1 protein-coding gene is annotated in these 834 nt (G+C 73.7%); it reads left to right on the top strand.

The genetic code is table 11. From position 1 onward, the window contains the following. Positions 1–834, top strand: an 834-nt coding sequence (locus ITP53_RS55570) for a carbohydrate ABC transporter permease (protein ID WP_195903522.1), incomplete at both ends; no start/stop codon positions are given.

Genomic DNA, 834 nt, shown 5'->3' with positions numbered 1-834 from the left:
ACCCCAGGCACCCTCCCGAGCGCTCGGCTGGCTGCTGGCCGTTCCCGCGTTCCTCGGCACCCTGATCTCGCTGGTGCTGCCGACCGCTCAGACGATCTGGCTCAGCCTCCAGAGCGGCGGCGTTCTCACCGAGAGCACGTTCGCGGGGATGTCCAACTACCTTGAGCAGTCGACCAGGGACGCGTTCTGGCGGGCGCTGGGCTTCACGCTCTCGCTCACCTTGGTGCCGCTGCTGGTCGCCGTCGTGGTGGCGCCGCTGCTCGCGCTGGCGCTCGACCGGGCCGGCGCCTGGCCGCGGCGGGCCGGGCGCGTCGCGCTGTCCCTGTCGATCGTCACGTTCTCCCCGGTGGGGGTGGCGGTGGCGTGGACGCGCGGACTGCTGCCGGACGCGTCCGGCGTGGCCGCCCTGGCCGAAGGGCTGCGCGAACCCGGCACGGCGCCCGGCACGCTGCGGCTCATCGTCGCCGCCGCCACGTTCGGCGTGGTCTGTGCCCTGGGGATGATCGCGTTCCTGCCCGTCCTGCGCGGCGGGACCGTCGCTCCCGGCATGCTCGTCGTCGGCGCCCTCGTCGCGCTCGCCACGGTGGCCGTGGGGCTCCAGACGTTCGCGATCGGGCTGGCGCTCACCGGCGGAGGCCCTGAGCGCTCCACAGAGACGCTCGCGGTGCTTCAGTACGACCACGCCTTCAGAATGGCCCAGTTCGGCCCTGGAGCGTCCGTGGCGGCCCGCACAGGCGTGATCCTCGCCGTGCTGGGCATCGTCGCCACGGTCATCGCGCTGGCCTCCCGCCTGCGCATCACCCTCACCCCCAGGGCCCCGCACCTGCCCCAGAC

Origin of the sequence: Nonomuraea cypriaca (assembly GCF_015645445.1) — a bacterium.
Taxonomy (GTDB): domain Bacteria; phylum Actinomycetota; class Actinomycetes; order Streptosporangiales; family Streptosporangiaceae; genus Nonomuraea; species Nonomuraea cypriaca.
Note: the sequence above shows the minus strand (reverse complement) of the source record. Positions and strands in the feature narration are given on the sequence as shown.